Source organism: Undibacterium sp. GW821-FHT11B02 (genome assembly GCF_058808955.1).
Map to the genome: position 1 here is coordinate 74,897 of NZ_JBXASD010000003.1, position 25,730 is coordinate 100,626.

Sequence of the window (25,730 nt, forward strand, 5' to 3'; positions counted from 1 at the left end):
CAGGCTTAATATATTAAGAAGCATGAGGTTAACACAAGATCGACGCTATCATCTGTATTTTTTTATTGTCAGCAGGCGAAGAAAACATGCTTTCAGCAGCCCTCCATAACTTTGGCTGCCTATAGTGAACACTCATTCAAGGGGCTTTCTTTGTTACACTCCAGCCTTGGCCTAACCTGGCAAACCTGCAGCATCACAAAAAGAACAACATGACCCCCCCCACCCCCATCTCCATCATGCAATTGCACTGGACAGAAAACGACGAAGCACGCTCATGCCGCTGGCATTCAGAAAGCGGAGCGCCTGCCCCCAAGCGTGTGCAGATTGCCGATGACCGCATGAATGTAGAAACCGCCTACAAGCTGGCTTGCGAAGGCACGGCCTTACTGTGGCGTGGCGACTATCACAATGCCAAACAACTATTGCAGGCACTGGCTCGCCGCATCGATAAAAAACCGGCCAAGGCCAGCAAAAAGGCAAAAGTACCTGAATCTGCAAAAGAAGCATTCAACCTGCACCGCCAGGCGCAATCACAACGCGCCCGCGTGCTGGCCATGGTATTGATACCCTTTGAAGCTGACTACCACATCACCCTGCGCCGCGCGCCAGACGTTACACTAGCCTGCAAGGAAGTGTACGGCGAACCGACTACTGCCTTTGTCGCCTCCCTGCGGGAATTGCTGGGACTGATAGGTGCACATGAATGGCGCAAGAACGGTGTGGAGATCGCTGCGCTGGGTGCAAAAATCCACCCTTACTACGGCGTGTTTTCACCGGTACGGGGAGAATACATAGACTTGGTGGCCAAAGCACCACTGCCATCGACCGAGCTGGCTTTTGATATCGGCGTGGGTACCGGCGTGCTGTCGGCTTTGCTGGCAAAACGCGGCGTCAAGAAGATAGTGGCGACCGATCAGGACCAGCGTGCCCTCGCCTGCGCACGTGAAAACGTCGACAGACTGGGCTTGTCTGGCCAGATAGAATTGATGCAGGCAGACCTGTTTCCATCAGGCCGTGCGCCCCTGATTGTATGTAACCCACCATGGCTGCCGGCACGCCCCAATTCGCCTATAGAATATGCCGTGTATGACCCCGACAGCCGCATGCTGCGCGGCTTTCTGGCGGGCGTGGCAGAACATCTTGAACCACAGGGCGAAGCATGGCTGATTATGTCCAACTTTGCTGAACACCTGGGCCTGCGCAACCCCACAGATTTGCAAGGCTGGATAGAAGCTGGCGGCCTGACGGTCATTGGCAAGATGGATATCAAGCCACGCCACCCCAAATCCACGGACGAAAATGATCCCTTGCATGCTGCTCGCGTGAAGGAAGTGACTTCCCTATGGCGTCTGAAACTGAAATAGAATCTGTATTGTGTGGTCGGTGATGACACAATTCACTGACCACCGAGTTATCACCTGAGTTTATTAATTGTTTAGAAAATTAGCATCATGATCAACAAACCCGCCCGCATCCTGACCTTTAAATGCAAAAATTGCAGCAAATCCGTCCAGGTCTTTCTGCAAAAAGTCTCTGCCTGCTCACACATTCAACCCTATCAAGGTATTTGCAGCTGCGGCGAAATCATGAAACACGCGACCGGCAACAAGGAAGCTGTTCAGTCCTATCTCAGCTCCAATGATGTCTTGTGGTCGCATCATCATTAATTCATTGGCAAGCAAGTGACGTGCAAAACAGGAATTTCTCAAGTAATTCCCTTGCAAAATTTGCATTTACGCCTCAGATCAAGTCTATAGCTAGACGAAAACATTTATAATCTAAGGCTTTGCAGCAGTTTTCTGGAAACAATGAAGGTATTTCGCGGACTTCCAAATGCAGCCTCCCGTGCACCCTGTGCGCTGGCGATAGGCAATTTTGATGGCGTGCATCTGGGCCACCAGACTTTGCTTGCCCGTTTGCGGGATGCGGCGACACGTTTGGGTATAGAAGCTGCCGTCATGACATTTGAACCACATCCGCGTGCATTCTTTGCCCAGATGATGGGCGATCTGTCCAAAGCGCCTACCCGCATCGCCAATTTGCGTGACAACATGACTTCGCTGCAGGCTGCCGGTGTGGACAGGGTGATCGTTGAACATTTCAATGCTCACTTCGCCTCGCTGTCCCCGCAAGATTTCATCGAAAAAGTGCTGGTCGATGGCCTGCACGTCAAATGGGTCATGGTGGGTGAAGATTTTCGCTTTGGTGCCAAACGCGCTGGCGATATCGCCACCCTGACTGAAGCAGGCTTGCGTCACGGCTTTACGGTTGAGACCCTGCCTTCGGTTCAAAACAAGGGCGTGCGTATCTCTTCTTCAGCAGTGCGTCTGGCGTTGGCAAACGGCGATTTTGACGAAGCTGAAGCCTTGCTGGGTCACCCTTACCGTATTTCCGGCCACGTAGTGCACGGCCAAAAGCTGGGACGCACGATCGGTTTTCCTACGCTGAACCTGCGTATTGCCCATCACCGCCCTGCCCTGAATGGTATCTTTATCGTACAGGTACATGGCCTGGCTGATCAGCCACTACCCGGCGTTGCAAGCCTGGGTGTGCGCCCTACTGTTGATGACAGTGGCCGCGTGCTGCTGGAAACGCATGTATTTGATTACAGTGGTCACGCGTATGGCAAAGTCGTGCAGATAGAATTTTTGAAAAAACTGCGGGACGAAGAAAAATACATAGATTTGCCAACCCTGACGGCGGCCATCAATAAGGATGCGGAACAGGCACGTGCCTATTTTGCTGACAGCCACCGCCCTGCACGCTCTGCTACTGACCGAATTTGAAGCTCACACATTGTTTGTTGTAGTTGCTTGTGACTTCATCCTGATTTTAAAAATAGAAAACTTATTATGTCTGAAAACAAAGCGGCAAAAACTGCCAGTAAATACCCGGTCAATATGACCGAAACAGCATTCCCCATGCGTGGCGATCTGGCCAAACGCGAACCCAAGTGGGTCAAGGAATGGCAAGACAAGAAAATCTATGAACGTGTGCGCAAGGCTGCTGCCGGTCGCCCAAGATTCGTGCTGCATGATGGCCCACCGTATGCCAATGGCGATATCCATCTGGGTCATGCCGTCAACAAGATCTTGAAAGACATGATCGTCAAGGCTCGCACCATGGCTGGCTTTGATGCACCGTATGTACCAGGCTGGGATTGCCATGGCATGCCTATCGAAATCCAGGTTGAAAAACTGTTTGGCAAAAACCTGCCGGTGGCCGAGGTGCATGCCAAGGCACGCGTGTATGCGAATGAACAGATAGAAAAACAAAAAGCTGGCTTTATCCGTCTGGGTGTGTTGGGCGGATGGGACAACCCGTACAAAACCATGGCCTTTGGCAATGAAGCAGATGAGTTACGTGCACTCGGCAAATTACTGGAAAAAGGTTATGTGTATCGCGGCCTGAAACCGGTCAACTGGTGTTTTGACTGTGGCTCTGCGCTGGCTGAAGCTGAAGTTGAATACGAAAACAAACGTGACCCTTCCATCGACGTTGGCTTCCCGTTTGCGGAACATGACAAACTGGCTGCTGCCTTCAAGCTGGCCAAGCTGCCGCTGGACAAGGGCTATTGCGTCATCTGGACTACAACGCCATGGACCATCCCATCCAACCAGGCGTTGAACATGCACCCGGAAATCACTTACGCACTGGTCAAGACCCAGCGCGACGGTGAAGACATCCTGCTGATCCTGGCAAAAGACCTGGTGGAAGCCAGCCTGACTAACTATGGCCTGACAGGTGAAGTCATTGCTACCTGCCTGGGTGCGGACTTGTCTGAAATCAAATTCAAGCATCCACTGGCAGCAATGGATGCTGGCTATGACCGTTTTTCACCGGTATATCTGGGTGAGTACGTCAGTACAGAAACAGGTACCGGCGTGGTCCACTCTGCCCCTGCCTACGGTATCGAAGATTTCCAGTCGTGCAAAGCACATGGCATGAAAGATGACGACATCATCGCCCCTGTCATGGGTGATGGCAAGTTTGCGTCCAGCCTGCCTTTCTTTGCTGGCATGACGATATGGGAAGCATCCAAGCCTATCTGCGACAAGCTGCGCGAAGCAGGCACCCTGTTTTCGCTGAAAATGTTTGACCATAGCTATATGCATTGCTGGCGTCATAAAACGCCTATCATCTATCGCGCCACCTCACAGTGGTTCGCCAGCATGGACAATACGCCCAAAGCGGGCGGCGACAGTCTGCGTCAAACGGCACTGAAGGCCATCGATGAAACTGCCTTCTTCCCGGCATGGGGCAAGGCGCGTCTGCATGGCATGATCGCCAACCGTCCTGACTGGACTTTGTCGCGCCAGCGTCAATGGGGCGTGCCTATGGCTTTCTTCCTGCATAAGGAAACGGGGCAATTGCATCCACGCACACCAGAATTGTTGGAACAGATCGCCCCGCGCATAGAAAAAGAAGGCATCGAAGCCTGGCAAAAAATCGAAGTCGCTGATTTGCTTGGCGATGAAGCCCCCATGTATGTGAAGAACCGCGACACCCTGGATGTCTGGTTTGATTCTGGCGTAACGCATCAGACAGTTTTGCGTGGCTCACACAAAGAGCAGTCAGCCTTCCCTGCAGATTTATATCTGGAAGGGTCTGACCAGCATCGCGGCTGGTTCCATTCTTCACTGTTGACAGCGTCCATGCTGGATGGCCGTGCGCCTTACAAAGCCTTGCTGACACATGGTTTCACCGTTGATGGTGACGGCAAGAAAATGTCCAAGTCTTTGGGCAATACGCTGGCACCGCAAAAGATATCTGACACTTTGGGTGCAGACATCTTGCGCCTGTGGGTTGCTTCGTCTGATTATTCAGGTGAATTGTCCATCTCTGACGAAATCCTGAAACGTGTGACGGAAGCCTATCGCCGTATCCGCAATACCTTGCGCTTCTTGCTGGCGAACACGTCTGATTTTGATGCGGCAAAAGATGCTGTTGCGATCAATGAACTGCTGGAAATCGACCGCTATGCCATCGCCAATATGGCCGCATTGCAAAAAGAAATCCTGGCACATTTTGACGCGTTTGAATTCCATCCTGTGGTCAGCAAATTGCAATCATATTGCTCGGAAGACCTGGGTGGTTTCTATCTCGACATACTGAAAGACCGTCTGTATACCAGCGGTGCTACTTCGCATGCGCGCCGTTCTGCACAAACTGCTATCTGGCATATCACGCAATCGCTGTTGCGTCTGATGGCACCGATGTTGTCTTTCACCGCAGAAGAAGCCTGGCAGTTCTTTGCTGCTGCCGATGCGTATAAAGACAGTGACGAAACCATCTTCACGCAAACTTATTACAGCTTGCCAGAGGTCACCGATGCCGCAGCCTTGCTTGACAAGTATGCGGCCCTGCGTGCCGTCCGCAATGATGTCACCAAGCAGCTGGAAGAAGTACGCGTTGCCGGTGGCATCGGTTCTTCCTTGCAGGCAGAAGTGACAATCAAGGCCAGCGGCAGCAAGTTTGACGTGCTGAACAGCTTTGCCGACGACTTGAAATTTACCCTGATCACATCAGCAGCAGGTGTGGAACAGGTTGCCAGCGAAGCGGAAGAAGCCGTGGTCGTTACCCCATCGAAATATGAAAAATGCGAGCGTTGCTGGCATTATCGTGCAGATGTCGGTAGCCATGCGGACCACGCTGGCTTGTGCGGTCGTTGTGTCAGCAATCTGTTTGGTTCTGGCGAAGCACGTCGCTTTGCCTAAGAACCTGCTTACGATCTTACTGCGCGTGCGCAATTGGAGTCAACGCGGGGCTCATGTGCGGCTCAAAATGCTCATGTACTATAAGTACATTCCGCTTTTTGCGCTGCGCTTAGGTACCCTTACCCCGCTGATCCCGTTGACGCGGGCTCGCTACAGATCGTAAACAGGTTCTAAGTAAGTAAATAAGTAAGCATTTGTCATGCAAGCTGGGTCAGTAGCCAATAATTAATTCGCTGACCCAGCCTGTATTCACCAAGACTTCACAAGAGTTCAATACCCATGGCGACCAAAAAACGTCCCGCTGCTTCAAATAACTATTCAAGCTCCAGCTCTTCCGGCGCGGGCCTCGTGCCATGGCTGGGTCTGGCTGCCGTCGTTATCTTGCTTGACCAGGTCAGCAAAATCACTATCAGCAAAGCCTTTGCCTATGCAGAAACGCTTCGCATCACCTCATTCTTCAACCTGACCCTGGCCTACAACAAGGGAGCAGCCTTCAACTTCCTGGCGACCGAAACTGGTTGGCAGCGTTATCTGTTTACCGCTATTGGCTTGATAGCGGCAGCCTATATCATCTACCTGCTGATGCGCCATTCTGGCCAAAAGCTGTTTTGTACGGCGCTGGCACTGATCATGGGTGGTGCGCTGGGTAACGTGATCGACAGGCTGCTGTATGGCCATGTAATTGATTTTCTGGATTTTCATTACCAGGAAATTTATCATTTCGCGACCTTCAACATCGCCGATAGCGCGATTTGCGTAGGTGCGGCATTATTCATACTGGATGAATTGCGCCGCGTGAAAAAATAAGGAGTAGCACCATGAGTCTGCAACTGGCTGGTAAAAAGATCGTTCTGGGCCTGACCGGTGGCGTAGCCTGCTACAAAATTGCAGAACTGACGCGGGCGCTGGGTAAGGCCGGTGCCAAGGTGCAAGTGGTGATGACCGAATCGGCAACCCATTTCATCACCCCGGTAACCATGCAGGCGCTGTCCGGCAATACCGTTTATACCGACCAGTGGGATGCGCGCATTGGCAACAACATGCCACACATAGATCTGACGCGGGATGCTGACGCCATTGTGATAGCCCCCTGCAGTACCGATTTCATCTTCAAACTGGCCCATGGTGCCTGCAATGATTTGCTGTCCACCCTGTGCGTTGCCCGCCCTGCCCGTCTGCCCCTGCTAGTCGCCCCAGCCATGAATGTGGAAATGTGGCAAAACCCGGCAACCCAGCGCAACATACAACAGATCAAGGCCGATGGCATCCAGATCATGGGTCCCGCTGCGGGCGACCAGGCTTGCGGTGAAACCGGCATGGGCCGCATGCTGGAACCCGACCAGTTGTTGACTGAAATCATCGCGTCATTCCAGCCCAAGACTCTGGCTGGCAAGCACGTATTGATCACTGCAGGACCCACCTTTGAACCGATAGACCCGGTACGCGGTATCACCAATTTATCATCCGGCAAGATGGGTTATGCGATAGCCAAGGCCGCCTGGGAAGCCGGTGCCATCGTCACTTTGGTTTCTGGCCCAACTGCGCTGGACACCCCATATGGTGTGCGCCGTGTTCAAGTACAGACCGCGCAACAAATGCATGATGCAGTGATGGCGCAATTAAGCCAGCAAAAGCAGGATATCTTTATCGCCGTTGCTGCCGTCGCCGATTGGCGTGTCGCCAATGCCAGTGAGCAAAAGCTGAAAAAAACCAGCGACAGCGATACCCCACAACTGCAATTTGCGCAAAACCCGGACATTCTGGCAGCCGTTGCCGCCATGCCCGATGCACCTTACTGCGTAGGTTTTGCCGCCGAATCAGAAAACCTGCTGCAATACGGTGCAGCCAAACGACTCAAGAAAAACATCCCGCTATTGGTTGGCAATATCGGTCATCACACCTTTGGCAAGGATGATAACGAACTAGTGCTGTTTGACGAGCAAGGTCATACCGCCCTGCCACGCGCCGACAAGCAAACCCTGGCTCAAAACCTGGTGGCTGAAATCGCACTGCGTACCAGCCTGATTTAACGCTTCCATCCATGCCCAAGGGCTAAGGCTCTTTGGGCATTATTTTTTGCTCAATACCATGAAAAACATAGACCTGAAAATCCTCGATAGCCGCATGAAAGACCTGCTGCCCGCCTACGGCACCCCTGGCAGCGCCGGCCTGGACCTGCGCGCCTGCATCGATGCCGCCATCACCCTGCAACCAGGCCAGACCGTCCTGATCCCTACCGGCCTGGCGATCCACATCGCCGACCCGGGCTACGCCGCCATGATCTTGCCACGCAGCGGCATGGGCCACAAAAACGGCATCGTGCTGGGTAACCTGGTCGGCCTGATCGATTCCGACTACCAGGGCCAATTGATGGTATCCACCTGGAACCGCGGCCAGTCAGAATTCACACTGCAACCCATGGAAAGACTGGCACAACTGATCATCGTGCCAGTGCTGCAGGTGGGCTTTAATATTGTTGACGAGTTTGGGCAGAGTGAGCGTGGTGAGGGGGGGTTTGGGAGTACGGGGAAGCATTGACGTGGCTGGGTTCGGCCAGCTTGCCGATTTTTGCAAAGCATGTTTTGCGCCAGTAGCATCCAGGTAGCTTGCAATCTGGGCTGTTGATGAGTTGCGATGGGAATGGGGCCTGTCCTTTGGTGACGATAAACGGCAATCACATTAACGTCATTCCTGCGTAGGCAGGAAGCTACTGGGTCGGCGCTCCAGCGGCGTTTATGGTACACCGTTTCGTTTTATGGTACACCGTTTCGTTAATTAAAACGATCACCCTCTGTGGACACAAGCCGGGTCTCGGCCCGGCGGCCGAAATACTTTCTTTGCTTCGCCAAAGAACGTATTCAAAGAAAGGCGACCGCAGACTCGCTCCCTACGGGAGTTCCCATTTATGCAGCGCAAAAAATGGGAAATGCCCGCAACTCGCTTCGCTCAAACATCGGTCATTTCTGATCCATTTTCTGCGCTACACAAATGGCTTCGTCCCAAGCGGATTAAGGTCAAAGACAGCGTCAAAAGCAACGTCAATACAACAGTAATGCATATTTATCTGAATGTCGTTAATCAGCGATGGGGTTGGGGTTGGGGTTGGGGTTGCTGTTGCTGTTGCTGTTGACTTTGCCGTTGACTTTAATCCGCTTGGGACGACGTAATTTGTGCTTCACAAAAAATGGACCAGAAAGCTTCGTGTTTGAGCCGAAGGCGAGTTTCGAAGCTTTCCCATTTTTTGGGATGCACAAATTATGCTGAAGCGTAGCGTAAGCACCCGCAGGGCGAGTCTGCGGTCGCCTTTCTTTGATTCCTTTCTTTGGCGAAGCAAAGAAAGGAATTCGGCCGCCGGGCCGAGACCCGGCTTGTGTCCACGAAGGGTAATCGTTTTAATTAACGTTGATAGCATGCAACGAACGCCGCTGGAGCGCCAGTCCGGTGGTATCCAGCCTTCGCTGGAGCGACGATATGATGATTGCCGTCATTCAATCGCAACACCAATCTGGCAGAGCTGCGCAACGGCTTGGTGCCCTCAAGCCAACGTCGCCAACGCCGCCACCAATTTCCCCTTCAACTCTTCATTCTTCAATTCCTGCTTCTCCACATCAAAATTCTCATAAAACGTCGGCACTGACAGACTTGCCTTCAACTGCCCGCCAAAGAATGGTGCAGAGGTCGTGGCAGCGGCCAACACGCTGGCACCGCCGCGTGCGCCGGGGGATGTGGATAGCATGACCATGGGCTTGCCCTGGAAGACCTTGCCATTGGCGCGGGAACACCAGTCAAACAGGTTTTTATAGGCAGCGCTGTAAGAACCGTTATGTTCAGCGAAGGAAATCAGGATGGCATCGCTGGCAGCAATCTTGTCGAGGAAAGCCTGGGCCAATGCAGGCTTACCGAGATCAGCTTCCTTATCCACGCTGAACAGCGGCAATTCATAGTCATTCAAATCCAGCACTTCCACATCGGCACCGGCAACCATGTGGGCGGCATAGGTGACCAGTTGCTTGTTGATGGATTTTTTACTGCTGCTGGCAGCGAAGGCGAGTAGTTTCATGGCAGTATCAGGTAAAAAGTCAAAAAGGTCAGGATATTTCAGTTTTTCAGTGGCGTCAGGTCGATAGGTTTCAGGTAAGCATATTGTCCGGGGACGATATGATACGTTTGTTTGTATGGCTGATACCCTGCCGCCTTAATTTGTAATTCATACTGTCCTTCCTTCAGATCGACGAAGGAAAAGAAGGATTGAAAACTATAGTCGTGGCCTGCCAGGTAAGCATCGGCACCGTGATCACGCTCCTTGATTTCATTCTTTGTTGTCAGCGTACGGCTCTCTTTTTCGCCGATTAGTGTAATGGATTCTATCTGTAGTTGTGGATGCGGTGCACGGTAGCTGCCAGCCGGATTATCGCCAGATTTGACTTCTGCTCCAATATAACCCGACAGCACTCCTTGCGGGACGAATGAAAATTTCAGTTCGGCCTTTTTACCGTTAGCAATGACAACCGGAATGTTGGCTGGTACGGTTTTAAAGCCATAGGCAACAAGGTTTGCCGTATATTCACCCAGTGGAAAAGATCCCAGCTCAGTGCCGCTATCACGTGTACTCATGGGCAGGATGATTTTTTCATGGCTGCTATCAGTCGGTGTCAGCAGCAACAAAGGATCGGATTTGGGTACGCTACCGTTGACTTCGTAAGTGAAGGCGACGCTCAAATTACCATTAGCGCCTTTGGTATCGGTATGGGCGGCATTCTTTTTGTCGGTAGCTGCAAGCACCGCTGTATATTGGCGAAACACTTCGGGCGAGGACAAAATGCCAACGTGGCTTTCATTAAAGCCCTTGACCATCCTGGCATCTGCCTGTGCATCTGCGCGCAATTCGCTGGCCAGGGTAATGCTACCGTCGGTATTGGCGGAATGCAGCAGGCTATAACTGCCGCCATGACCAAAGAACAGGTAATAATCGAGATCAGCTGGCAGCGGTTTCTGGAACAGAGTTTGTACGAAACGCCCTTTCGACTGCATATCGTTCCATGAAGGCACTACTGCTGGCGAATAGCGCACACCATTGTCAGCCATGGTGTCGCCACCCCAGGGCGTGGATAAAGAAACAAACAGTTTGGCCGCAGGAAATTGTGCGCCATAATTGCTCAGGAAAGAACGCACCACCATGCCGCCCATGCTATGTGCGGTGAAGTAAATTTTGTCGAAGTGGTAGCGCCTTTGCAGGTTGGCCAGCTTCCAGTACAGCAAGTAAGACATCGAATCCAGCGATGCGCCAGACGGGTAATAAAAGAACCAGGGCTGGTACTTGTTACGGTCCAGATGTTCAAAAAAGTATTTCCAGTCTTGCGGTGAACCAGCGACACCATGTACAAACAGGATGGGTGTTTTGGCTGGATCGTATTTATCCAAAAAATAGATGTTGCCACCAGCCTTTTTGAAAAACTCTACTGGTGTCCAGTAACCGCTCTTGCCGGATTCTGAAGAAAATATGGGCTGATTCAAATCAGCAATCGCTCCTATCTGTGTGCTATGTAGCTTGCCATTGGCTGGTGGCTCGGCAATCACGGTACCTAACGGTATGAATACTGCAGGTCCCGCAGTTTGAGCAGCAGAAATGACGAAATTGAGTTCAGCCACCACACCGGTTCCGGATGCTTCAATCGACGGTGATACATACTGACCGACAGGCTCACCAGCATCCACCCGGAGGTTGCCATTCGCGTCACCAAAGGCAAACACGCCGTATTGCCCCTTGGGTACGATCAGTTCATAGGCGCCGGGCTCATGCAGCACGGTATAGTGCACAATTTCCAGATGGCCATCATGTTTGGTGTAGGCCGCAACGACGACAGGCTTATCCCATGGTACGTCACTCGATATACTGCCGACAAATACGGTGGATGAATAAAACACCTTCGCCTCATCATTCAATTTGACGAAGGAACAGGCACTCAAGCCATTACATAAGATTATCCAGATCAACAAATTCCACTGATGCTTCAGCAGACCTTGCAACATCTTGAAAAGTGTAGTCAGGCTGAAAAACAAACTTGAATAGTGCTTTATTAATGCCTGCATAGTGATCTGCTGTCTGTTGAGTGGTAGATGACATGAGCCTGTCACATCTCTACGGAGGAATAAGAGAAAGCCACTAAGAACTGCCTTCAATACAATGCAAAAAATTATATCAAATATAATAATTTCAATCTGGATTTTTGCGGTGCAAGATAGTTGCAATGCAAGATACATGCTTTGGAATTACAATCCGTAGCAAATACAAACAATTTCAATGTCTGTTGATGGTTGCCGGGGACTACCCCTTGGCTTCTCTGTCAGGCACATCCGGAAAGGACCATGCATATGAGTGTCATCAGCCTGATCATCAGCCCGCGCGTCAAGGATCTTGGCGGTTTTACTGTTGGCCGCATTCTGCCTTTTGCCAAACGGCATATGGTGGGGCCCTTCATCTTCCTTGACCATATGGGGCCAGCCCAGTTCGAATCCGGACAAGGCATGGATGTGCGCCCGCATCCGCACATAGGTCTGGCGACGGTGACCTATCTGTTTGAAGGCAATATGTACCACCGTGACAGCCTGGGTTCTGAACAGGAGATACTGGCCGGTGCCGTCAACTGGATGACGGCTGGACGCGGCATCGTACATTCTGAACGCAGCAGCCCGGAACAGCGTAGGCAGACACGTACCCTGCACGGTTTGCAAAGCTGGGTCGCCCTGCCAAAAGAATTTGAGGAAGTGGAACCAGAATTCCATCACCATGCTGCTGAGAGTTTGCCTGCATTTAATATTGGCCAGGTGGCATTGAAGCTGATTGCAGGTTCTGCCTATGGCCATACGGCACCGGTAAAAATATTCAGCCCGCTGTTTTATGTGGAAGCAAAAATGCCCGCCGGCAGCCAATTGCAGGTGCCTGCCGAATATGCCGAGCGCGCCCTGTACCTGGTATCTGGCGAATTGCGTATCGGCGATGAAACCATACAACAGCACAGCATGCCGGTGTTTGAAGAAGGAGCAGACGTAACGATCACCGCCACCAGCGATGCCCATCTGGTCTTGCTGGGTGGCGCTACCCTGCCTGAGCAGCGTTATATTTTCTGGAATTTTGTCTCCACCTCTGAAGCGCGTATCGAACAGGCAAAAGAGGACTGGAAAGCGGGTCGCCTTGGCAAAGTGCCGGGTGACGACGAATTTATACCGCTCCCGGAATAACGTTCATCAATAAAAACAGGATTAAAACCATGACTGACAAGACCATCTCTGCCCATGTTATTGAAACTGGCGAAAGCAATTTTGCTGTTGACATCACCGTTTCAAACCACCACATAAAAGGCGACGAACCGCTGGATGCTGAAGGTGGCAACCTGGGCCCTGCCCCATATGATTTGCTGACTGCGGCACTGGGCGAATGCACCGCCATGACCGTGCGCTGGTATGCGCGTCAACATGCCTGGCCGTTGGACAAGGTGGAAGTCAAGCTGACTCACCACAAAGAAGGTGTGCAGGATATATTTACTAAAGAAGTCATCCTGCATGGTGCAGACCTGACCGAAGAACAGCGCACAAGATTGATAGCCATTGCTGCCAAATGCCCAGTACACAAAACCATCACCAGTTCACCGACGATCATCACCAGCGCTGGCTGAAGAAAATCTGATAAAAACAAAAAGCCCGGAGAGTGTCCGGGCTTTTTGTCTTGCTTATCTTTTCATCTTGCGGCTACGCCCTGCCGATTCTCGCAAGATAGTATAATTCCAGTCATCACTATGCGAGCCGTTTGGTGTGGTGACAGAAACACGAAACATGTCACCATCTCCCTCTTTCAAACGCTTGCCGGATGCCGTATGTTTTTTGCTGGCATCGCTGCGCTCATACACATCGATTTCTACTTCGCTGCCTTCCAGTGCCGCTTGAGACAACACGGCATCGATGGTCTTGGTTGTATATTCCAGTACATAGGTGGGAAGCTTTAAACCAGCCATACTTGTCTCCTTTGCGCATAGATACGCGACCATTGTACATTGCCACAAGGAAGCACCGGACATATTGACCATGCCCGGGATCGACCATACCGGTAGTTTATTCGACTTCAACCACCTCTTGTGATGTTTCTGGTGGAGTTGCATCGCCCTCTGAAAATTCCAGTTTGACCTGGTCTTTGTCATCGAGATCGACAATCACACGACCACCTGTCACCAGCTTACCGAACAAAAGCTCATCCGCCAAGGCTTTGCGTATCATGTCCTGTATCAAACGTGCCATAGGGCGGGCACCCATAAGCGGATCAAAGCCTTTTTTACCCAGGAATTTACGCAAATTCTCAGTAAATGTGGCTTCGACTTTTTTCTCATGCAATTGCTCTTCGAGCTGCATGAGGAACTTGTCGACCACACGCAGGATGATTTCTTCATCCAGCGAACGGAAGCTGATGATAGCATCCAGACGATTGCGGAACTCAGGCGTAAACATACGCTTGATATCCGCCATTTCATCACCGGCTTCTTTGCTGTCATTGAAACCGATAGAGCGTTTCTGCAGGCTTTCAGCACCGGCATTGGTGGTCATGATGATGATGACATTACGGAAATCTGCCTTGCGACCGTTATTATCCGTCAACGTACCATGGTCCATGACCTGCAACAGGATGTTGAAAACATCTGGATGGGCTTTTTCAATTTCATCCAGCAACAGCACAGCATGTGGTTTTTTGGTAATGGCTTCAGTCAGCAAACCACCCTGATCAAAACCGACATAACCCGGAGGTGCACCAATCAGACGACTGACGGCATGCCTTTCCATGTATTCCGACATGTCAAAGCGTATCAGTTCTATACCCAGCGTGAACGCCAGTTGCTTGGCGACCTCGGTCTTGCCGACGCCGGTAGGGCCGGAGAACAGGAAAGAACCAATAGGCTTGTCTGTCTTGCCCAGGCCAGCCCTTGCCATTTTGATGGCAGAGGACAGCGCTTCAATCGCAGGTTCCTGACCAAAGACCACGTTTTTCAGATCGCGGTCTATGGTACGCAGCTTGCTGCGGTCGTCCTGATTGACGGTCTGTGGCGGAATACGTGCGATTTTCGAGATGATGTCTTCGATATCGGCCTTGCCTATGGTTTTCTTTTGCTTGGACTTGGGCAAAATACGTTGAGCAGCACCAGCCTCATCGATCACGTCGATAGCCTTGTCGGGCAAATGACGGTCGTTGATGAAACGGGCAGACAGTTCAGCCGCAGTCGCCAGCGCCGAAGCTGAATACTTGACGTTGTGATGTTCTTCAAACTTGGATTTAAGACCGCGCAAGATTTGCACGGTTTGTTCCACGGTTGGTTCATTGACATCAATTTTCTGGAAACGACGCGCCAGGGCGTGGTCTTTTTCGAAAACGCCACGGTATTCCGTGTAGGTCGTTGCGCCGATGCACTTCAGTTGGCCGCTGGACAGCGCCGGTTTCAGCAGATTGGATGCATCCAGCGTACCACCCGATGCCGAACCGGCACCGATAATGGTATGAATTTCATCAATGAACAAAATGCCGTTGGGCGTGTCTTTCAGCTGTTTCAGCACACCTTTGAGGCGCAGCTCGAAATCACCACGGTATTTTGTACCAGCCAGCAAGGCACCCATGTCCAGTGAGTAGACTACGGCATTTTGCAGGATGTCAGGTACGTCACTTTGGGTGATGCGCCATGCCAGCCCCTCGGCGATGGCTGTTTTGCCAACGCCCGCCTCGCCTACCAGCAGCGGATTATTTTTGCGGCGACGGCACAGGATCTGGATCACGCGCTCCACCTCACTATCGCGGCCGATCAGCGGATCAATCTTGCCTTCGGCAGCAGCCCTGTTCAGGTTTTGCGTGAACTGGTCGAGCGGATTTTCCTTGACCTGGGCTTCGGCAGCGTTTTCTTCGCTTCCCTCTGGCGATTTTGCCGGTTCATTGTGGCTATCCTTGCGCACGCCGTGCGAAATGAAGTTCACCACATCCAGGCGAGTCACGCCCTGCTGATGTAAATAATACACAGCATGGGAATCTTTTTCGCCAAAGATCGCCACCAGCACATTCGCGCCGGTAACTTCTTTCTTGCCATTCGATGCCGACTGCACATGCATGATGGCCCGCTGAATCACGCGCTGGAAACCCAGCGTTGGCTGGGTATCGACCTCGCTGGTACCTGGCACGGTAGGCGTATTGTCGGTAATAAAATTACCCAGGGTTTTGCGCAAATCGTCAATATTGACAGCGCAAGCCCTCAAGACTTCCGCCGCGGAAGGGTTATCCAGCAAGGCCAGCAACAAATGCTCAACCGTGATGAATTCATAACGAGCCTGCCGGGCCTCGACAAAGGCCATATGCAGACTAACTTCCAGTTCTTGCGCAATCATACTTCCTCCATCACACATTGCAGGGGGTGTCCTGCCTTACGAGCGTGCGTTAAAACGAGTTCCACTTTGGTCAGCGCAATATCCTTGGAATAAACGCCACATATCCCTTTGCCATCCCTGTGCACCTTGAGCATGATCTGCATGGCAGTCTCACGATCCTTGTTAAAATATTCTTGTACGATGGCGACCACGAACTCCATAGGAGTGTAGTCATCATTCAATAAAATCACCTGATACATTGAAGGCGGCTTAAGCTTCTGAGCCTGACGTTCCAATATCGTACCGTTTTCTTGCTTGTTTCCCATACGTATATTCTAGTACGTTGATTCATTCCAGAGATAAATAATAAGTGAATAAAAACAGCTTAATTTCCACATTCATCAAATGTTACGCGCTTTCCGCCTTTCTCGCAGATGGTGATTAATTCCCATAGATCAAGTTTCTTTTAAAAATCTATTTATTTCTTCTTAATTTACCGGATTTTCTTGTCATTAAGTAAAAATACAACAGTACTGCAAAACTACTCCATTTGTAACCAGAAGTTTCTTGACTTTAGCTTTTTTTCCGCCAAGAATGATATTTATTGACAAGTTTAGTATTAAATCGTCAATATGAAGTGAGCAAGTCAAGGGGGAGGTAGCATAGTGCTAGGTTTCTTGCTTTTACGGCTCGTGTGATTAGTTTCTATTTGAAAGATGCATTATGGCAACAGGTACCGTCAAGTGGTTCAATGATTCCAAAGGTTTCGGCTTTATCACTCCGGATGACGGCGGTGAGGATTTGTTCGCCCACTTTTCCGCAATCCAGATGAACGGCTTTAAGACCCTGAAAGAAGGTCAAAAAGTAACGTTCGAAGTCACGCAAGGCCCTAAAGGCAAGCAAGCTTCCAACATCCAAAATCCTTAATACCGATTCTGGCTTTATGAAAAACCCCGCTATCGCGGGGTTTTTTTTCATTTGCAGCGCTTTCACTTCCGTTTTGCCTTAAATCCGGTTCAAGGCTAAAGTAGAACTCCTTTTGGTCGTGGCAATACCCGGAACTCAATTCGCTTCATGAAACTCAGGTATAAAATTATCTTGCTGGCGGTTGCGCCTTTCTTGCTATCCTTCGCCGGGATAGCGTTAGCCGTGTTTTATCAGGCAACCTTCCTCGCAAAGCAACAAAGAAATACCGTCGAACAGGCTTATATCGCCAGCAAGGAAGCCGAACTCAAGCATTACGTAACCCTGGGCACAGCCGCCATTTCCCATCTTTATAACAGCAAGCAGCAAAGCCCTGCCACACGCGAAGAGGCAAAAAAAATCCTGGCCGCACTTGATTTTGGCGATGACGGTTATTTTTACATCTATGACATGCAGGGAAATAACCTCATGCACCCACGCCGCCCAGACATGGTTGGCAAGAATTTATGGGGTATGACTGATCCCGAAGGTAATTTCACTATCCAGGATTTGATCAACAAGGCCAAGTCTGGCGGCGGTGCCATCCGCTACATGTGGGAAAAGCCCTCCATGCACAAGGTCATGCCCAAGCTGGGCTACGTGGTCATGCTGGATCAATGGGGCTGGATGCTGGGCACCGGCATTTATCTCGACGATGTTGACAATGCCCTCAATAAAATTGATATACAAGTGGCGAAAAACATACAAAGCACCATGTCATGGATTGCTGGCATCGCCCTGATCAGTGCTTTATTGATTGCCTTATCCGGTCTGGCGCTGAATATCAGCGAATCACGCCTGGCTGAAGCCAAGCTCAAGGTGCTGGCACAAAGCGTCGTCAGCTCGCAGGAAGATGAACGCGCCCGCCTGTCGCGCGACCTGCATGATGGCCTTAGCCAATTATTGGTGTCGATCAAGTTGCAGATAGAATCCGGCCTGGCCAAACTGAGCCAGAACAGCGGCAACCAGGATTCAGCAAAAACTTCATTTGCGCGTGCCACCGATCAGCTCAACGAAGCCCTTAGCGAGGTGCGGCGCATTTCCCACAACCTCCGCCCTGCCCTGCTCGATGATTTGGGCGTGGTGGCCGCGTTTGGGCACCTGGCGAGCGAATTTGAAAGCGCCACCTCCTTGCCAGTCAGCTTTCACGCCGAAGGCGATTTCCACACGCTCAGTGAAATCAGCAACACCGTGTTGTTCCGGGTGGCGCAGGAAGCGTTAATGAATATCCACAAACATGCCGAAAAAGTCAGCCACGTGCACATGCAACTTAATTGCGAGGGTAGCAGTATCAGCCTCATCATTACCGATGATGGCTGCGGCTTTGACATCAAGGGCGTAGCCAACCACCCACACCGTGGCATAGGGCTGAGTAATATGCGCGAACGGCTGGCTGCCATCAACGGCAGCCTGGAACTACTATCAAATAACGAGGGTACGACAGTCATAGCCCTCATTCCAAACGGAGAAGACACATGACCGACCAACAAACGGTCCAGCCAGCATTGGCAGAACCAGCGCCCGGCGGCACCAACGAACAGCCAACCCTGGTTCATCTGCTGCTGGTGGATGACCACCCACTGGTCAGGGACGGCCTGCGCGCCCGACTGGAAACCATATCCTCCATTCACGTAGCCGGAGAAGCCGGCAACGCTGAAGAGGCATTGGCCATTGCCGCCTCGACCAAGATCAATTTGGTGCTGATGGATATCAACCTTGGCACAGGCAATGGCATCAGCCTGACAGCCCGCTTCAAGGCAGAATACCCGGACATTGCCGTCATCATGCTGTCCATGCATGAAAAAGCAGAATATGTGAACCAGTCCATGCAGGCAGGTGCCCGCGCCTACGTGCTGAAAGACGCCCCTGCTGTAGAAATCATCGAAGCCATTGACACCGTCATCGCTGGTGGCACGTATTTCAGTTCCGGCCTGAAAAAACAGAGCGGCACACCCGACAACAACCAGATACTGACCCAGCGTGAAAAAGACATATTAAAAAGCATCGCCACCGGCAAATCCAACAAACACATCGCCAATGAATTAGGCCTGAGTGTCCGGACCGTGGAAACCCATAGACTGAATATCAAGCGCAAGCTCAACATCGAGGGTCAGGCGGATTTGATACGGTATGCGTTGAATAATGTGATTGTTTGACCGAAGATGCTATTCATATTTCTGTCGTTGAATTTCAGCAGTTTCTTCAGCATCATTTAAATAATCTATAAGTTCACTCAAAACAATCAAATCACAGTGTTTTGCACCTGTTTCAATATCACTCAAAATATGAGTTAATCCGTGATACTGCCTCTGGTCAGAGTTCTCAGGTAACAAAAGAGATGTTATTCCATAACGCTCTTTATATACGTCTCCTGTTGACCAAACTATACATAAATCAATGTCCTTAATGTTCTTATCTTGACTATCAAAATCCTCGACAAGTCCATCAAGGCAAAATTTGTATTCTAAAACCCGAGGATCAGTAGTCCTACCTGCTAAGGCATCTGCAGTAACTTGCGGAACCCCCAACGGGTTTTTGCAATCATCGTATACATAAAGATCTGTCGCCAAATCGAAGCACACTTTAAATAACCCGTCATACGTAAAACGCTCATTCGTAGACATTATATTTATCCCGCGAATGACGCCACCCGCGATTAATTGATGAAACAATGCAATTACATCTTGCTCCCTAGTTGGTGCAGACGTAATAGATATACGTTCGATTGGAATAAAAAAATGCTCACTTTTCAACAAAATTGGACTAGCACTTTCATGTGCCAACATGTCCTTTTTCCAATCGCCAATTGCCATTTCACGAATCAAGTCTGGTGCGACACCAGTATTTGGTTTTAGATATTTTTTAAGCCTTGAAAGGTGATGGTCAGTTATAAGTCGAGCTACATTTTTTGCAAAATCTACTAACTCTCTATGAAAACCTTTCCTCCCAAGATCCGGAGTGTAGTTTTCAAAATGAATAAGGAAATGCACCTGATTTTGGCGTCCGATATTCTTATTTAGTGGCACCTGCATTGTTTCACCTTGCGGCATATTATTTGCCGCAAGCTGAATTCCACTGTTTAGCACCCGATAACCACTCCGCAATTTCAAAGCCTCATTAAATTGCGTCCAAATCTTTGCTGTATAACCAAATTCGACACTTACTGTTGGGTTGTACTTTTTCAGAATATCAACTTCTTCCTCATCCAACCGCTTATCAAGCAACACACCCACTTCATCAGCGGGCCATGTATCGTAGACAAAATCTAAATTCATGTATTTATCCGACAACCGCCTACCAATACCAAATTTTTTAAAAGATATCTCCTCTGCGTTAAAAAGCTCTCTCACTCTAGATTTTTTTGGTGCTGAAGAATGTAACCAAAAATATTCTGTTCCACTCAAGGTTTCTGTAGTTACTTTTCCTTGGTATATTACAAGAACTTCGATTCTTATTGATTTATCTGGAATAGCTGAACCAATTCCTGTTTTGATAGCCAATATTTTCGCCCATGTTTCTGCCGAAGTCGCTTGAGGCCAGTCCAGTCGCTTTGGATGAGTATTTGCATCAAATCGAACCGTAATTGAAACACCCCTATCAAATTCATTGAAAACAGTGTCAGTTAAAACTGAATCGTCAGGTTCGACCTTTGGATTCGCAGCGCTAGCACTATTTCCAAGCCAATCCCTAGCGCCCATTATTCTTCCTGAAGCAATGTACCCTGGTATCTTGGTCGAAATACGCATGTAATTAAATCCATATGCGACGTATGTTGCACCAACACCTTTATGTCCACGTGTCTTACCTCCTGACTTAAAAGAAAAGTTTGGTGCCAAGAACTGCTGGAATTTCGCTTGATCCAAACCTATTCCATTGTCACTAACAGTAAGAGAGTTATCATCTAGATCAATTCGGACTCGAACAAGGGGATAATATGCCGCATTTGTTCCCGCGGCGATCTCCATAGCAGTTCGCGCTTCCACTGCGTCAAGAGAATTCTGAATTAGTTCGCAAAATGGATCGTACCACCCTACATAAGAACTCAATATATTTTCTATTTCCCGTTTTAGCGCACCTAAAGCGGCAGCACTTACCACTGTATTTTTAAATTCAAGCGGATCGAAGGGAGAAAAACTCATATTTTCACCATAACAAAAGAGAGCTGAAGTGCAGCAGATTGTCTATTATGCAGCTTTTATCCAAAAAATAGAGTTTTTTTGGAAGAAGCAAAAATTCCATCAAATCTTACAAAATTCAAAAACATTTAAGAAGCTTGATTTGTGTCGGCCAATAAAATGCGTTCCCTTCAAAAATACCCTCTATTGGCAAAATGAAAAAGCCACGACCTCTCGTGGCTTTTTCATCATCAGCAACCCAGTCACCAAATAAAACCTACATATTTTCGATCATGACATCGCCGAAACCGGAGCAAGACACTTGGGTAGCACCTTCCATCAGACGGGCGAAATCGTAAGTGACTTTCTTGGCTGTAATGGCTTTTTCTGTCGAGCTGATCAACAGGTCAGCCGCTTCCAGCCAGCCCATGTGGCGCAACATCATTTCTGCAGACAAGATCAGGGAACCTGGGTTCACATAATCTTTACCGGCATACTTAGGTGCTGTGCCGTGAGTCGCTTCAAACATAGCGATAGAGTCAGACAGGTTGGCACCTGGAGCAATACCGATACCACCAACCTGAGCTGCCAGCGCGTCAGAGATATAGTCGCCGTTCAGGTTCAGTGTAGCGATAACGCTGTATTCTGCCGGACGCAACAGGATTTGCTGCAGGAAGGCATCAGCGATGGAATCCTTGACAGTGATTTCTTTACCTGTTTTTGGATTCTTGAATTTGCACCAAGGGCCGCCGTCGATCAGTTCTGCGCCGAATTCTTTTTGTGCCAGAGCATAGGCCCAGTCACGGAAGCCACCTTCGGTGTACTTCATGATGTTGCCTTTGTGAACGATGGTCACGGATGGCTTGTCATTGTCGATAGCGTACTGGATAGCTTTGCGTACCAGACGTTCTGTACCTTCACGGGATACTGGCTTGACGCCGATACCGGAAGTTTCAGGGAAACGGATTTTCTTGACGCCCATTTCTTCAACCAGGAACTTGATCAGTTTTTTAACCTGGTCAGAGCCTTCAGCGAATTCAATACCGGCATAGATATCTTCAGAGTTTTCACGGAAGATGACCATGTCAGTTTTTTCTGGCTCACGCACTGGGGAAGGCACGCCTTTGAAATAGCGTACTGGGCGCAAGCAAACATACAGATCCAGCTCTTGACGCAAAGCAACGTTCAGGGAACGGATGCCGCCGCCAACTGGCGTAGTCAGTGGGCCTTTGATGGAAACAACGTAGTCTTTCAAGACTTTCAGTGTTTCTTCTGGCAACCAGACATCAGGACCATATACTTTAGTGGATTTTTCACCAGCATAAATTTCCATCCAGCTGATTTTGCGTTTGCCCGCATAGGCTTTCGCTACGGCCGCGTCAACGACCTTGATCATAACTGGGCTGATATCAACACCAGTACCATCGCCTTCAATGAAAGGGATGATAGGATTGTCAGGAACATTCAGCGAAAAATCAGCATTGACGGTAATTTTTTTACCTTCAGCAGGTACTTGAATATGTTGATACATCGTTTTCTCCGTAGTTGGGCGATCAAGCGGGTCGCGCTTTTCTCTTCATTTGTCTTGCATGCCGATATATTGCCAGCCGTCAATTTGTCTGATCAGGTAGATCAAGACAGCATGACTTGCGCATTCACTCTTCTATAAGACACAAGACCATCATTTCGTATTATGCACTACTATTTTACTGTATGCCATCAGTTTGTCAGCTTTACGGGCGTCAAGATATACAGGATTTCCTCACAAACCCTGCCTCCAGCAATTTCCATCATAGTCATTGCGTGATTGGCAGGTGTGCCTGAATTCAATAAAACATGTAGCCAAGGCAGTTAATACCTCGTTACCTGATGCGCACAACGCTCGTCAACGAGTTTTGATCCAGCATCAGCAGGATAATTATAAAAATTTCAATACATGCCTGTTTTTAAGTTAAATACAAGCTTTGCAACTTTATACTCAATTCCCTGATCAAAGCTTCAAACAAGATAATAAATATCCGAGTTCTGCCATTCTCGTTTTAGCATATGAAATAGCAATATAACAATATGTATCTAAATCAACAAATCAGTATTAATAAATTCTTAATTTGCGACTACTAGAATCCTTGAGCAGACGGGAACGATAAAGCGTCGCTGGCAGTCATACCTCATCATTTCACTTTGTGAACATCAGTCACTGGCAGCAACGTTGATATCCGCCTCCAAAATTGAAAACAAGTATGTAAATTCGCCCAGTGCCAGGGTCAGATTATTTTGAGGACACGATGCAAATCTTGTTAGTAGAAGACGATGTCATGCTGGCCGAAGCCATGCGGACTGGCTTGCAACAACATGACTGGTTAGTGACCTGGGTCGCAGATGCCAGGTCGGCTCGCATAGCCCTGATCGATCACCATTATTCAGCCATACTACTTGACCTCAGTCTGCCTGGAGAGTCGGGTTTAAGTATATTGAAAACCATGCGGGCGAGTTACGACCCCACCCCTGTGCTGATTGTGACTGCACGCGACCAGTTGAGTGACCGGATAAGTGGCCTGGATGCAGGGGCTGATGATTATATCGTCAAGCCATTCCAGCCTAGTGAACTGTACGCCAGGTTGCGTGCCGTCATACGTCGTGCCCAGGGGCGCGTATCCTCTTCTTTTAACTATCAGGATGTTACGTTGGACCCAACTCAACGTGTCGTCATGAAGGCTGGCAAACCGGTCGCACTGAGCAGCCATGAATACCGTACTTTGCTAACGCTGATGGAACGTCTTGGAAAGGTAGTAACGCGGGAACAAATTGAAAATGCAATGTATGGCGGAGATATTGCGATAGAAAGCAACACCATCGCCGTCTATGTACATCAGTTGCGACGTAAACTGGGAGACGAATTGATCACCACGGTACACGGTTTTGGGTATCGACTAGGTGAAAATCACCGATGAAATCATTACAAATTCGCCTGCTGGCAGCTTTGATGCTGACCATTGTCATGTTCTGGATTTTTTGGGGTCTGTTCTGGGTCAATTTCATGTGGTGGGAGAATAAAGGATGGGTCGATTCCATGTTGCGCGGTTCAGCAGAACTCATACTCTATTCGCTGCCAGCGAATACAGACGTGCTTGGCACCTCTTCTGCATGGGCAGGGGCGACACCTATTCCTGATTCATACAAGAAAGATTCCACCATTTTCCAGGTGTGGGTCAACCGTCGTCTTGCAATACGGTCACCGGGTGCGCCAGACACTCCGATGAAGGCGAATTTTAATGACGGCTTTTCCCGCGAAACCATAGATAACGAAGCGTCCCGGGTCTATGTCATATCCAACCCCAATCAACATATACAGATTCAAATCGCCAGACCGATCACGACCGCTTATCAAGACATTCTATCCGGATTAATTTCAGGGGGAGTCTATATTGCGTTAATGTTTACCATACTGGGTTCAGCGATCTGGTGGGTCATCCTGAAATCTTTCAAACCTGTGAAAGAGCTTTGCGCCACGCTACAGGACAAACCAGCATTCGACTTTACTCCTCTGGCTGTCAACCGGCTACCCAAAGAAATGCAGGCTTTGGTGCATTCATTCAATCGCTTACTTGAACGACTCGGCCAATCAATAGCTGGAGAACGACGTTTTATTGCCGATGCCGCCCACGAGCTACGTACCCCTTTGGCTGTACTGTCGGCCCAAGCCCATATTGCTCTCAGCGCTACCACAATGGATGAAAAAAATAACGCTTTACGGCACCTGGTAGCCGGGGTCGAACGCGGCGCAAGATTGTCAGAACAATTGCTTGACCTTGCAAGAATTGATTCCTCTACAGATACCAGCCAACATACTCCTGTTGAGATTTCCCGATTAATCAATCTCGTGCTGGATGACTGTAAATTCTTTGCAAGCAGCAAAAATCAGCTGATTTCACTTGATACAGAAACTTGTTTAGTGTCGGGCGACATCGATGAAATAGGCACCTTGCTACGCAACCTGCTGGACAATGCATGTCGTTTCACACAAAGAGACGGTCATATTACCGTGTCTTGCAAGCATACAAAAATTGGCGAAAAAAACAAGATATGCCTGACCGTTTCCGATAACGGGCCAGGTATCCCGGAAGAAGAAAGAGCACGCATTTTTGACCGGTTTTATCGTGTAGCAGGGAACGGGCAGCATGGTAGCGGAATCGGCTTGTCACTCGTAGCGCGCATCGCAGACTCGCACCAGGCAGCGATAGTAACCGGCGAAGGATTGGATGGTTGCGGCTTTAACGTATCGATCTACTTTGATGACATAGAAAATATTTCACACGCTCCAGTGTAGACCCCCCCCCGAATTCACATCGTCCAAGCCGCAACGGTACCGTGCAATATTGCCTGACACATTCAAAAAATCATCCCGCGACAATCCGATCACTATTTTTCCCATCGTGCGTAGATAGTCCGCCCAGGTTAAAGAGTTCTTAATATCCCTCGTTCAAAATCCTTGAGAACGGATACAAAAGCATCCGTCATTTTCGATACTCTATGAGGCCAATGCCATGCT

General features: G+C 49.6%; 22 protein-coding genes. 15 read left to right on the plus strand and 7 right to left on the minus strand.

Annotated features, from left to right (window positions below):
* Positions 1-209 precede the first annotated feature (209 nt).
* From AC1RVX_RS06560 to dut, 7 genes are all read left to right on the plus strand, one after another.
* Positions 210-1,364, plus strand: a complete 1,155-nt coding sequence (locus AC1RVX_RS06560) for a methyltransferase (protein ID WP_493215770.1) — start codon at positions 210-212, stop codon at positions 1,362-1,364.
* Between the two features lie 87 nt (positions 1,365-1,451).
* Complete coding sequence (locus tag AC1RVX_RS06565; protein WP_230413734.1) at positions 1,452-1,667, plus strand: hypothetical protein; 216 nt, start codon at positions 1,452-1,454, stop codon at positions 1,665-1,667.
* Between the two features lie 141 nt (positions 1,668-1,808).
* Complete coding sequence (locus tag AC1RVX_RS06570; protein ID WP_493215771.1) at positions 1,809-2,786, plus strand: bifunctional riboflavin kinase/FAD synthetase; 978 nt, start codon at positions 1,809-1,811, stop codon at positions 2,784-2,786.
* A 66-nt stretch (positions 2,787-2,852) separates the two neighbouring features.
* The gene (gene ileS / locus AC1RVX_RS06575; RefSeq protein WP_493215772.1) at positions 2,853-5,717 is read left to right on the plus strand and encodes an isoleucine--tRNA ligase; all 2,865 of its coding nucleotides are present in this window, start codon (positions 2,853-2,855) and stop codon (positions 5,715-5,717) included.
* A 279-nt stretch (positions 5,718-5,996) separates the two neighbouring features.
* Complete coding sequence (lspA, locus tag AC1RVX_RS06580; RefSeq protein ID WP_493215773.1) at positions 5,997-6,524, plus strand: signal peptidase II; 528 nt, start codon at positions 5,997-5,999, stop codon at positions 6,522-6,524.
* Positions 6,525-6,541: 17 nt separating this feature from the next.
* A complete protein-coding gene (gene coaBC, locus AC1RVX_RS06585; protein WP_493216225.1) occupies positions 6,542-7,747 on the plus strand; it encodes a bifunctional phosphopantothenoylcysteine decarboxylase/phosphopantothenate--cysteine ligase CoaBC in 1,206 nt (401 codons plus the stop codon).
* Between the two features lie 58 nt (positions 7,748-7,805).
* Positions 7,806-8,255, plus strand: coding sequence for a dUTP diphosphatase (gene dut / locus AC1RVX_RS06590; RefSeq protein ID WP_493215774.1), 450 nt, complete (start codon positions 7,806-7,808; stop codon positions 8,253-8,255).
* 997 nt (positions 8,256-9,252) lie between these two features.
* Here dut and AC1RVX_RS06595 read toward each other — a convergent pair.
* Both AC1RVX_RS06595 and AC1RVX_RS06600 read right to left on the minus strand, forming a co-directional pair.
* The gene (locus AC1RVX_RS06595) at positions 9,253-9,777 is read right to left on the minus strand and encodes an NADPH-dependent FMN reductase (protein ID WP_493215775.1); all 525 of its coding nucleotides are present in this window, start codon (positions 9,775-9,777) and stop codon (positions 9,253-9,255) included.
* A 38-nt stretch (positions 9,778-9,815) separates the two neighbouring features.
* The gene (locus AC1RVX_RS06600; RefSeq protein ID WP_493215776.1) at positions 9,816-11,807 is read right to left on the minus strand and encodes a lipase family alpha/beta hydrolase; all 1,992 of its coding nucleotides are present in this window, start codon (positions 11,805-11,807) and stop codon (positions 9,816-9,818) included.
* Positions 11,808-12,089: 282 nt separating this feature from the next.
* Here AC1RVX_RS06600 and AC1RVX_RS06605 point away from each other — a divergent pair, with 282 nt between their 5' ends.
* Positions 12,090-12,956, plus strand: a complete 867-nt coding sequence (locus tag AC1RVX_RS06605) for a pirin family protein (protein ID WP_493216226.1) — start codon at positions 12,090-12,092, stop codon at positions 12,954-12,956.
* 29 nt (positions 12,957-12,985) lie between these two features.
* Complete coding sequence (locus AC1RVX_RS06610; protein WP_493215777.1) at positions 12,986-13,390, plus strand: OsmC family protein; 405 nt, start codon at positions 12,986-12,988, stop codon at positions 13,388-13,390.
* Positions 13,391-13,444: 54 nt separating this feature from the next.
* On the opposite strand, the gene AC1RVX_RS06615 is transcribed toward AC1RVX_RS06610, so the two are convergent.
* The 3 genes from AC1RVX_RS06615 to clpS form a co-directional block, all read right to left on the minus strand.
* The gene (locus tag AC1RVX_RS06615; protein WP_493215778.1) at positions 13,445-13,726 is read right to left on the minus strand and encodes a hypothetical protein; all 282 of its coding nucleotides are present in this window, start codon (positions 13,724-13,726) and stop codon (positions 13,445-13,447) included.
* 97 nt (positions 13,727-13,823) lie between these two features.
* On the minus strand, positions 13,824-16,124 hold the full coding sequence (gene clpA / locus AC1RVX_RS06620; RefSeq protein WP_493215779.1) for an ATP-dependent Clp protease ATP-binding subunit ClpA: 2,301 nt from the start codon (positions 16,122-16,124) through the stop codon (positions 13,824-13,826).
* Positions 16,121-16,429, minus strand: coding sequence for an ATP-dependent Clp protease adapter ClpS (gene clpS, locus AC1RVX_RS06625; protein WP_110257372.1), 309 nt, complete (start codon positions 16,427-16,429; stop codon positions 16,121-16,123). Before clpS ends, clpA begins: the two co-directional genes overlap by 4 nt.
* Positions 16,430-16,826: 397 nt before the next feature.
* On the opposite strand from clpS, the gene AC1RVX_RS06630 reads away from it, so the two are divergent.
* From AC1RVX_RS06630 to AC1RVX_RS06640, 3 genes are all read left to right on the plus strand, one after another.
* Positions 16,827-17,030: a cold-shock protein gene (locus tag AC1RVX_RS06630; RefSeq protein WP_162021162.1), complete on the plus strand. Its 204-nt coding sequence runs from the start codon at positions 16,827-16,829 to the stop codon at positions 17,028-17,030.
* A gap of 147 nt (positions 17,031-17,177) precedes the next feature.
* The gene (locus AC1RVX_RS06635; protein ID WP_493215780.1) at positions 17,178-18,545 is read left to right on the plus strand and encodes a cache domain-containing protein; all 1,368 of its coding nucleotides are present in this window, start codon (positions 17,178-17,180) and stop codon (positions 18,543-18,545) included.
* Positions 18,542-19,222, plus strand: a complete 681-nt coding sequence (locus tag AC1RVX_RS06640) for a response regulator transcription factor (RefSeq protein ID WP_493215781.1) — start codon at positions 18,542-18,544, stop codon at positions 19,220-19,222. Before AC1RVX_RS06635 ends, AC1RVX_RS06640 begins: the two co-directional genes overlap by 4 nt.
* A 9-nt stretch (positions 19,223-19,231) precedes the next feature.
* On the opposite strand, the gene AC1RVX_RS06645 is transcribed toward AC1RVX_RS06640, so the two are convergent.
* Positions 19,232-21,205 carry a hypothetical protein gene (locus AC1RVX_RS06645; RefSeq protein ID WP_493215782.1) on the minus strand — a complete coding sequence of 658 codons (1,974 nt, stop codon included), beginning with the start codon at positions 21,203-21,205 and terminating at the stop codon, positions 19,232-19,234.
* Positions 21,206-21,233: 28 nt separating this feature from the next.
* On the opposite strand from AC1RVX_RS06645, the gene AC1RVX_RS06650 reads away from it, so the two are divergent.
* Complete coding sequence (locus tag AC1RVX_RS06650) at positions 21,234-21,455, plus strand: hypothetical protein (protein WP_493215783.1); 222 nt, start codon at positions 21,234-21,236, stop codon at positions 21,453-21,455.
* A gap of 3 nt (positions 21,456-21,458) precedes the next feature.
* On the opposite strand, the gene icd is transcribed toward AC1RVX_RS06650, so the two are convergent.
* Positions 21,459-22,712, minus strand: a complete 1,254-nt coding sequence (icd, locus tag AC1RVX_RS06655) for an NADP-dependent isocitrate dehydrogenase (RefSeq protein WP_493215784.1) — start codon at positions 22,710-22,712, stop codon at positions 21,459-21,461.
* A 754-nt stretch (positions 22,713-23,466) separates the two neighbouring features.
* Here icd and AC1RVX_RS06660 point away from each other — a divergent pair.
* Together AC1RVX_RS06660 and AC1RVX_RS06665 are read left to right on the plus strand one after the other, a co-directional pair.
* The gene (locus tag AC1RVX_RS06660) at positions 23,467-24,132 is read left to right on the plus strand and encodes a response regulator transcription factor (protein ID WP_493215785.1); all 666 of its coding nucleotides are present in this window, start codon (positions 23,467-23,469) and stop codon (positions 24,130-24,132) included.
* Positions 24,129-25,508, plus strand: a complete 1,380-nt coding sequence (locus tag AC1RVX_RS06665) for a sensor histidine kinase (protein WP_493215786.1) — start codon at positions 24,129-24,131, stop codon at positions 25,506-25,508. Before AC1RVX_RS06660 ends, AC1RVX_RS06665 begins: the two co-directional genes overlap by 4 nt.
* The last annotated feature ends 222 nt before the right edge of the window (positions 25,509-25,730 follow it).

Coding starts and splice junctions, on each gene's coding strand:
- AC1RVX_RS06560 (WP_493215770.1), top strand. CDS start 210: ATGACCCCCCCCACCCCCATCTCCATCATGCAATTGCACTGGACAGAA.
- AC1RVX_RS06565 (WP_230413734.1), top strand. CDS start 1,452: ATGATCAACAAACCCGCCCGCATCCTGACCTTTAAATGCAAAAATTGC.
- AC1RVX_RS06570 (WP_493215771.1), top strand. CDS start 1,809: ATGAAGGTATTTCGCGGACTTCCAAATGCAGCCTCCCGTGCACCCTGT.
- ileS (WP_493215772.1), top strand. CDS start 2,853: ATGTCTGAAAACAAAGCGGCAAAAACTGCCAGTAAATACCCGGTCAAT.
- lspA (WP_493215773.1), top strand. CDS start 5,997: ATGGCGACCAAAAAACGTCCCGCTGCTTCAAATAACTATTCAAGCTCC.
- dut (WP_493215774.1), top strand. CDS start 7,806: ATGAAAAACATAGACCTGAAAATCCTCGATAGCCGCATGAAAGACCTG.
- AC1RVX_RS06595 (WP_493215775.1), bottom strand. CDS start 9,777: ATGAAACTACTCGCCTTCGCTGCCAGCAGCAGTAAAAAATCCATCAAC.
- AC1RVX_RS06600 (WP_493215776.1), bottom strand. CDS start 11,807: ATGCAGGCATTAATAAAGCACTATTCAAGTTTGTTTTTCAGCCTGACT.
- AC1RVX_RS06605 (WP_493216226.1), top strand. CDS start 12,090: ATGAGTGTCATCAGCCTGATCATCAGCCCGCGCGTCAAGGATCTTGGC.
- AC1RVX_RS06610 (WP_493215777.1), top strand. CDS start 12,986: ATGACTGACAAGACCATCTCTGCCCATGTTATTGAAACTGGCGAAAGC.
- AC1RVX_RS06615 (WP_493215778.1), bottom strand. CDS start 13,726: ATGGCTGGTTTAAAGCTTCCCACCTATGTACTGGAATATACAACCAAG.
- clpA (WP_493215779.1), bottom strand. CDS start 16,124: ATGATTGCGCAAGAACTGGAAGTTAGTCTGCATATGGCCTTTGTCGAG.
- clpS (WP_110257372.1), bottom strand. CDS start 16,429: ATGGGAAACAAGCAAGAAAACGGTACGATATTGGAACGTCAGGCTCAG.
- AC1RVX_RS06630 (WP_162021162.1), top strand. CDS start 16,827: ATGGCAACAGGTACCGTCAAGTGGTTCAATGATTCCAAAGGTTTCGGC.
- AC1RVX_RS06635 (WP_493215780.1), top strand. CDS start 17,178: ATGAAACTCAGGTATAAAATTATCTTGCTGGCGGTTGCGCCTTTCTTG.
- AC1RVX_RS06640 (WP_493215781.1), top strand. CDS start 18,542: ATGACCGACCAACAAACGGTCCAGCCAGCATTGGCAGAACCAGCGCCC.
- AC1RVX_RS06645 (WP_493215782.1), bottom strand. CDS start 21,205: ATGAGTTTTTCTCCCTTCGATCCGCTTGAATTTAAAAATACAGTGGTA.
- icd (WP_493215784.1), bottom strand. CDS start 22,712: ATGTATCAACATATTCAAGTACCTGCTGAAGGTAAAAAAATTACCGTC.
- AC1RVX_RS06660 (WP_493215785.1), top strand. CDS start 23,467: ATGCAAATCTTGTTAGTAGAAGACGATGTCATGCTGGCCGAAGCCATG.
- AC1RVX_RS06665 (WP_493215786.1), top strand. CDS start 24,129: ATGAAATCATTACAAATTCGCCTGCTGGCAGCTTTGATGCTGACCATT.